This is a genomic window from uncultured Oxalicibacterium sp. (genome assembly GCF_913776015.1).
GTDB lineage: Bacteria > Pseudomonadota > Gammaproteobacteria > Burkholderiales > Burkholderiaceae_D > Oxalicibacterium.
Genome location: NZ_CAJYMD010000046.1, coordinates 1 through 8,042 on the forward strand (window position 1 = coordinate 1; position 8,042 = coordinate 8,042).

Consider the following 8,042-nt stretch of genomic DNA (forward strand, 5'->3'; position numbering starts at 1 on the left):
CGATGATCGCATCCACATCCTTGAAGGGCGTGAAGCGATCCTGCTCAATATCGATGAGGTGATCCGCATCATCCGCGAATCGGACGAACCGAAGCCGGCGCTGATCGAGGCGTTCCGTTTGTCCGAACGTCAGGCGGACGACATTCTCGAAATCCGTTTGCGTCAGCTCGCACGTCTGGAAACCATCAAGATCCAGCAGGAACTAGCTGAACTGCGCAACGAAAAATCTACGCTGCAGGACTTGCTCGACAATCCGGCTTCGATGAAGAGACTCGTCATCAAGGAAATCGAGAGCGATGCCAAGCAGTTTGGCGATGCGCGCCGCACCTTGATTAAGGAAGCCGAACGCGCCAGCGTCGAGCAAAAGATCATCGATGAACCGGTTACCGTCATCATTTCGCAAAAAGGCTGGGTGCGTGCACGCACGGGCCACGGCCACGATGCGGCACAGTTCAGCTTTAAGGCGGGCGACAGCCTGTACAGTGCATTCGAATGCCGCACCGTGGATAACGTGCTGGTGTTCGGCTCCAACGGCCGCATCTACTCGGTGCCGGTGGCATCGCTGCCGGGTGCGCGCGGCGATGGCGTACCGATCACCACGCTGATCGAACTCGCCAGTGGCACGACGATTCAGCATTACTTTGCCGGCCCGGGCGATACGCAGCTGCTGCTGGCATCGACCGCCGGCTACGGTTTCGTTGCCAAGGCGGGCGACATGACGGCACGTAATCGTGGTGGCAAATCCTTCATCACGCTGGACGATGGCGATCTGCCTTTGCTGCCACGTCCACTGATTGCGAATGCCAGCGCGATTGCCTGTCTTTCGGAAAAAGGCCGTCTGCTGGTATTCGGCCTCGATGAAATCAAGACCTTGTCGGCTGGCGGCCGTGGCGTGATTTTGATGGAGCTCGAAAAAGGCGAACGCCTGATCGCGGCCCAGCCGATCAGCCAGCGCGGCGTAATCGTCAGCGGTGTGGGGCGTGGCGGCAAGGCGCAGGAAGTGGCCTTGTCGGCCTCTGGCCTGGCTGTGCATATCGGCAAGCGCGCCCGCAAAGGCAAGGCGCTGGAATCAAAAATCAAGGCGACGACCCTGACGCCTCAGCAATGACGCGGCAATCATGACACAAGCTTCCGTGACACGGCACACTGCAAGGACCAAGGCACGCTTCGGCAAACTGCCTTTGTCGCTTGCACTGGTTGTTGCGCTTGCCGTCTCGCTGACACTCACCGCCTGCAGCAATCACAATCCGTATTACGACCCCGCCAAGCCACACCATACGCCGGAAGGTTTCCGCAACAACTACCTCGATCGCAAGCCGGACGGTCTGCTCAAGTGGCAATGGCAGCGCATCACACAAGGCTTGCCCAAGCCGCCCGAGAACAACTACCAGTTTCCCGTTGTGCGGACGGACATCGCCTGGCTACGCGCCAACAAGAACGAAACCAGCGCAACCTGGATCGGCCATTCGACGATGCTGTTGCAAGTGCGTGGCACGAATATCCTGACCGATCCGATCTGGTCCGAGCGCGCCTCGCCCGTCTCCTTCATGGGGCCGAAACGCCGCGTGCCAGTACCATTCGCGCTGACCGAATTGCCGCACATCGACGTGGTGTTGATTTCCCACAATCACTACGACCATCTTGATCGCGCAACCGTCGAGCAATTAAACCGGCAACCCGGTGGCGCACCGCTGTTCCTCGTCCCGCTCGGCATCAAGCCGTGGCTGGCAGAACTGGGCATCACGAATGTGCAGGAACTGGACTGGTGGGATGCAACCTCCGCCAAGGGACTCGATTTCCATCTGGTGCCGGCGCAACATTGGTCAGCACGCAGCCTGACCGATCGCCAGCAAACGCTCTGGGGTGGCTGGACCATCCACACGCAGCCATCGGACCAAGCACCGTTCTCGATCTTCTTCGCCGGTGATACCGGTTTCTCGAAAGACTTTGAAGAGATCGCCAAACGCTTCGGCAGCTTCGATCTCGCCCTGATTCCGATTGGTGCCTATGCCCCGCGCTGGTTCATGCACACCCAGCACGTCGATCCAGCCGATGCCGTGAAGATTCACAAAACGGTGAAAGCCCGACATTCGATCGGCATTCACTGGGGCACGTTCGAACTTGCCGATGAATCGCTCGACGAACCACCACGTGTGCTGGCCGAAGAAACGAAAAAAGCCGGATTAGCCAAGGATGCATTCGTTGTACTGAAACATGGCGAAACGACGCGCTTCGATGCGTCCGGCAAGGCGCTGGCATTCAGCGAGACAAGCAAATAAAAACGGCGTCCCGAAGACGCCGTTTCATTTTTCTCGATCGATTCAAAAATCAATCTTCCATGCAGCGACCGCTGGCATCAACCGTCACACGGATCAACTCGTTTTCACCGCCACCGAACACGTTACCGCCCGTGTACGTGAGACAGCCTTCGCCTTTATAAAGCGTTTGCAAACGCTGCGAATCGTTGCCGAAATAGAAGGGAATCCAGCGCTTGCCGGTTTCGTGACGATACATATCGTCCGGTGCGCCGATCAGGCCCGACACTTCACGCATCTTCATGCCGATCTTGACCTTGGAAAACTTGCTGTTTGGTGCTGGCGTACCAACGATCTCGCCTTCGAACTGGCCGTTGGTGGATTTGACAATGCGCGCCTGCCCTTGCGCTGCGACAGGCTCAGCCGCCGTGCTGCGTAGGGCGGTGGATTCCACCGTCGATGCCGGGCGCTGACTGGCGCAGCCGGTCAATGCCAGCCCCAGAACAGCCACTGCGGCGATATAACTCTTCGATACCATGACTTCTCCCTAAATGAAATAAATGCTTCTTTTCCCGGATTCCAGGATCGGCCTTATAGGCTCTTTTGCATACCGCGCGTGACATTAGCATCAAACCAGCAATCGCAACATGTTTTCACCCAGGTTTCGTCAAACACGCTGCATAAAAAAAGGACGGCATTGCCGTCCTTCTGCTGCATGCCAAAGAGGAAGGCTTAGCGCAGTTTGTCCTTGATCAATCCGGCCAGAACCTGTACGCCCTGGCGAATACGTTCCGGCGGTACGGTCACGAAACTGAGACGGAAGGTATTGGTTTCCGGTTCGTTGGCATAGAACGGCGCGCCGGGTACGAAGGCCACGTTCTTCGCAATCGCTTCGTCCAGCAATTGCATGCCGTCGATATGTTCGGGTAGCGTGACCCAGATAAACATGCCGCCAGCCGGCTTGTTCCATTTGACGCCAACCGGGAAGAATTCTTCGAGCGCGTCCAGCATGACTTGGCATTGGTTCGCATACAGCTTGCGGATCGATGGAATATGTTGCGACAGGAAACCATCCTTGACCGCTTCGTAGACAACCATCTGCGTCAGTTGCGAAGTATGCAGATCGGCAGCCTGTTTGGCTTGTTCGAGTTTGCGGATCAGCACTGCTGGCGCAACCACATAGCCGAGGCGTATGCCAGGCGTCAGCACTTTGGAGAAGGACCCCAGGTAGATCACGCCATTCGGATTCATCGTCAGCATTTTCGGCAACGGTTCGCCAGCGTAGCTGAGCGCGCCATACGGATCGTCTTCGATCAGCGGCAAACCGAGACGTGCGCAGGTTTCGACCAGTGCTTCACGGCGTTCGAGCGGCATGGTACGACCGGTCGGGTTATGGAAATTCGGTAGCGAGTATAGAAGACGGGCACCATCGGCGATGCCTTCGACGCTCTCCGGCAAGAGCCCTTCTTCATCGGTCGGAATCGAGACAAAGTTGGGGCGATAGACGGAAAACGCCTGCAGCGCGCCCAGATAGCTTGGCGTTTCGACCAGCACCTTGCTGCCATCTTCGATCAATACCTTGCCCAACAGATCGAGTGCCTGCTGCGAACCGGACACCATCAACACTTGATCAGGCGAAATCGTCACGCCATCGATCGACAGCGATTCTGCAATCCATTCACGCAGCGGCGCGTAGCCGTCGGTCGGGCCGTATTGCAAGGCGACCTTGCCCTGCTCCGACAAGACCTTGTCGAACGCTTGCTGCATATGCTCGACCGGGAACGTGGCCGGTGAAGGCAAGCCACCCGCGAACGAGATGATGTCGGGCCGCATCGTCACCTTGAGGATTTCGCGGATGACCGAGCTCTGCAGTTGTTCGGCGCGTTGGGAAAACTGCCATTTGATCGGTGTCGGATTTTCGATTTTCATGATTCTGGAGAGCGTTGTCCCGCGCCCTGATGGGACGGAACGAAAGAAAGTGCCGAAGCCCTGCTCCGGCAAGGAATGAAGGATCAACCGACCTCGGCGATCAGTTCGATCTCGACACAGGCACCAAGCGGGATCTGTGTCACCCCGAATGCGGAGCGAGCATGCTTGCCCTGTTCGCCGAATACTTCGCCAAACAGATCGGACGCGCCATTCGTGACCAGATGTTGTTCTGTGTAGTCAGGCGTGGAGTTGACGAGACTCATGACTTTGACGATGCGCTTGACGCGATTCAAGTCGCCACCGCAGGCCGCCTGCAACGTCGCAATCAGGTCGATGGCGACGCCACGCGCGGCTTGCTTGCCCTCTTCGGTACTCAGGTTCTTGCCGAGTTGGCCAACCCACGGTTTGCCATCTTTCTTGGCAATATGGCCGGACAGGAAAATCGTGTTACCCGTCTGCGCGTACATCACATAAGATGCAGCCGGTGTGGCTACAGCCGGCAGTTCGATATTCAGTGCTTTCAGTTTGTCGTAAAAAGACATGCATGCTCCAGAAAAAACAGGACACTTCTTCAGAAAAAGTGCCCGTGCCCGATACGGGACAACGAAGCGCATGAGCGCTGCCGCCAATGAATTCCCGTGATTATCTCAAATCCGCGCCCTCGCCACCGAACTATCTGTTCAGACATGTTGGATAGCCGCATTCAACGCAACCAGATCGAGACGGCGGCATAGAGCGTGGCAACGATCATCAAGGCACAAAACAGACGACGCCATCGCTCCTGCCGCAAGTATCGACGCAAAACGGCACCAGTAGCCACCCATACGCCAAGGCACGGCAGGTTGACCGCACTGAATAGCAGGCAGAACACACCAACAGCCAGCCATGCAGGCTGCAAAGGCGGTAGAAAGGCAGCCGCACCCGTGATGCCCATGATCCAGGCTTTGGGGTTGGCAAACTGAAAAAGCGCCGCAGCCCCAAACGACATTGGCTGGCTACCCCCTTCATCCTGACCATCTGCACGCATGTTACGCAATTGCCAAGCCAGATAAATCAGATAACCGGAGCCGACTACGCGCAGCAGAAAATCGGCCGACGGCATGGCCATAACAAGATTGCCGACACCGGTCGCGCATAGCGCGAGCATCACGCCGAAACCTGCAATCACACCAAACATATGCGGAATCGAGCGGAGAAAGCCGAAGCGAATTCCTGACGAAGTCAGAAGAATGTTATTGGGCCCAGGTGTGATGGAGGACACGAACGCAAAGAGCAAAAAGGGGAGCAAGGTGGTCATCGTCTGAAGAAATGGCTTAAGAGGTGCGTGCCTAGATCTTAATGGACAAAACCAATACAGTACCAATACACTTTGCAGATAATTCTTTTACTGTCATGGCCAGATGACCAATACGCCGATTTCTACGAGTATTTCCGCCGCCACGCCACTGTCGCGCGAATATGCCGCGACATTAGTCGAACAAATCGTTCAGCTAGTGACAAGCCGTGTTGAAGACAAAGTCTGGCGCGCCGGCATCCGCATGCCGTCCATTCGCCGCTTTGCCGAACAATATGGTGTCTCGCGTTTTACCGTGGTAGAAGCCTATGACCGCCTGGTCGCAAGCGGCCTGCTCGAATCGCGGCGCGGCTCAGGATTTTATGTGCGTGATCAAACCCCCGTTGTCACGCCGCAAGTCCGTAGCACGGCTCCCACCATCCCGCGTTCGCTGGACGTAGTCTGGCTGATTCGCAATATGTTCCGGCAAACCGCGACACACCAAATGCCTGGCGTCGGCTCGCTGCCCAGCAACTGGCTGGACAATGAACTGGTCGGCAACGCGCTGCGCTCCGTGGCGCGGCAAAACATCGATCTGCTGCAATACGGCGAACCGCAAGGCTTTCTGCCGCTGCGCCAGCAATTGCAACGCAAGTTGGCCGAACTCGACATCGCCGCCACGCCCGATCAAATCGTGACTACGACAGGTGTGACGCAAGCACTGGATATCGTGGCGCGCCATTTCGTGCAGCCCGGCGACACCGTCTTCGTTGACGACCCGGCGTGGTTCCTGATGTTTGGTTCCTTTGCCATGCTGGGCGCCAACGTGGTCGGCATTCCGCGCCTGCCCGATGGCCCAGACATTGCGCGACTGACGGAGCTGGCCGCCCTGCATCGCCCGCGCCTGTTCGTCATCAATTCGGTGCTGCACAATCCAACCTCGACCTCGCTATCGGCGGCGAAGGCGTTCCAGATGCTCAAGCTGGCCGAGCAATTCGACTTCATGATCGTGGAAGACGACATCTACTGCGACATGCATCCGGGCCACGCGATTCAACCTGCAACGCGCATCGCCACCCTCGATCAGTTGCAGCGCGTGATCTACCTTGGCGGCTTTTCCAAGACGCTGGCCGCCAGCCTGCGCATCGGCTTCATCGCGGCCGCGCCGGAACTGGTACGCCATCTGTCCGATCGCAAGATTCTTTCCACGCTCACCACCACTGAACTGACCGAGCGTGTGCTGTACCGCATTCTTTCCGAAGGCCATTACCGCAAGCATGCCGATCGCCTGCGCAGCAAGCTTGATGCCGTGCGTGACCGCACGGTGCGGCAGATGGAACGCATCGGCCTGCAAATTCCCGTGCAAGCGCCGGCTGGCATGTTCCTGTGGGCCGACATGGGCTGCGATACCAACGTGCTGACGACTACGGCGCTGGAGGCAAGTTACCTGCTGGCACCCGGCAGCCTGTTTTCGCCCAACCAACTCCCGTCGCGCTTCATGCGCTTCAATATCGCCGCCATGGACGATCCAGGCATCGTGCGTTTTCTGCAAAAAGCGCTCGACAAGGCTTGAAAAACATCCTTGCGACACCAGATAGCTGCGCAAGGCAGGTAGAAGACACGTCCTGCCACTGCGCGGCTTGATTTATTTACAATGCGCAATTCGCTTCAAAGGCAACCGGCCACATGGCCATGCCACACTCCATCAAACTGATTTTCTGAGGAAAAAATGGCTGCATCCGAAAAGCAAACCCTTGGCTTCCAGGCGGAAGTAAAACAACTGCTGCAACTGATGATTCACTCCCTGTATTCCAACAAGGAGATTTTCCTGCGCGAGCTGATTTCCAATGCGTCCGACGCGTCGGACAAGCTGCGTTTTGAAGCCATCAACAATGCCGCCCTGTTCGAAGACGATGCCGATCTCAAGATCAAGGTCAGCTTCGACGCCGCCAAACGCACCATCACCATCAGCGACAACGGCATCGGCATGTCGCGCGACGATGCAGTCGAACATCTGGGCACCATCGCCAAATCGGGCACCAAGGAATTCTTCTCGAAACTGTCGGGCGACCAGCAAAAGGACGCCGCGCTGATCGGCCAGTTTGGCGTTGGCTTCTATTCGGGTTTCATCATTGCCGACCGCATTACGGTCGAAACGCGCCGTGCCGGCCTGCCGGCCAGCGAAGGCGTGCGCTGGGAATCTGAAGGTGCGGGCGAATTCACGGTGGAAGCCATCGACAAGCCGAATCGCGGCACCGACATCATCCTGCACCTGCGCGAAGGCGAAGACGAGTTCCTGTCGGCATGGAAGCTCAAATCCATCATCCGCAAGTATTCGGACCATATCTCGCTGCCGATCGTCATGCAGAAGGAAGAATGGGACGAAGAAAAGAAAGAGATGGTCGCCAAGGATGAGCTGGAAACCATCAACCAGGCCAGCGCACTGTGGGCACGCAGCAAGAACGAGATCACGCCCGAGCAGTACAAGGAATTCTACAAACATGTTTCGCACGATTTCGGCGATCCATTGACCTATACGCACAACCGCGTCGAAGGTCGCAGCGAATACACACAACTGCTGTACA

General features: G+C 57.2%; 8 protein-coding genes. 4 read left to right on the forward strand and 4 right to left on the reverse strand.

The genetic code is table 11. The features are described from left to right. Together QZ725_RS07685 and QZ725_RS07690 are read left to right on the forward strand one after the other, a co-directional pair. Window positions 1-1,108 (forward strand): DNA gyrase C-terminal beta-propeller domain-containing protein (locus QZ725_RS07685; protein ID WP_293778124.1); only part of this gene is annotated, 1,108 nt, incomplete at its 5' end. A gap of 10 nt (window positions 1,109-1,118) precedes the next feature. Continuing rightward, window positions 1,119-2,279, forward strand: coding sequence for an MBL fold metallo-hydrolase (locus tag QZ725_RS07690; RefSeq protein WP_293778127.1), 1,161 nt, complete (start codon window positions 1,119-1,121; stop codon window positions 2,277-2,279). A 49-nt stretch (window positions 2,280-2,328) separates the two neighbouring features. Here QZ725_RS07690 and QZ725_RS07695 read toward each other — a convergent pair whose 3' ends face one another. The 4 genes from QZ725_RS07695 to QZ725_RS07710 form a co-directional block, all read right to left on the reverse strand. Continuing rightward, window positions 2,329-2,793: a hypothetical protein gene (locus QZ725_RS07695; RefSeq protein ID WP_293778130.1), complete on the reverse strand. Its 465-nt coding sequence runs from the start codon at window positions 2,791-2,793 to the stop codon at window positions 2,329-2,331. A gap of 194 nt (window positions 2,794-2,987) precedes the next feature. Continuing rightward, window positions 2,988-4,184, reverse strand: a complete 1,197-nt coding sequence (locus QZ725_RS07700) for a PLP-dependent aminotransferase family protein (RefSeq protein ID WP_293778132.1) — start codon at window positions 4,182-4,184, stop codon at window positions 2,988-2,990. An 83-nt stretch (window positions 4,185-4,267) separates the two neighbouring features. After that, window positions 4,268-4,726 (reverse strand): RidA family protein, encoded by a 459-nt coding sequence (locus QZ725_RS07705; protein ID WP_293778135.1) that lies wholly within the window; start codon window positions 4,724-4,726, stop codon window positions 4,268-4,270. 161 nt (window positions 4,727-4,887) lie between these two features. Further along, the gene (locus QZ725_RS07710; RefSeq protein WP_293778138.1) at window positions 4,888-5,481 is read right to left on the reverse strand and encodes a LysE family translocator; all 594 of its coding nucleotides are present in this window, start codon (window positions 5,479-5,481) and stop codon (window positions 4,888-4,890) included. A gap of 103 nt (window positions 5,482-5,584) precedes the next feature. Here QZ725_RS07710 and QZ725_RS07715 point away from each other — a divergent pair, with 103 nt between their 5' ends. Together QZ725_RS07715 and htpG are read left to right on the forward strand one after the other, a co-directional pair. Further along, a complete protein-coding gene (locus QZ725_RS07715; RefSeq protein WP_293778140.1) occupies window positions 5,585-7,030 on the forward strand; it encodes a PLP-dependent aminotransferase family protein in 1,446 nt (481 codons plus the stop codon). A 156-nt stretch (window positions 7,031-7,186) separates the two neighbouring features. Continuing rightward, window positions 7,187-8,042, forward strand: an 856-nt coding sequence (gene htpG, locus QZ725_RS07720) for a molecular chaperone HtpG (RefSeq protein ID WP_293778143.1), incomplete at its 3' end; no start/stop codon positions are given.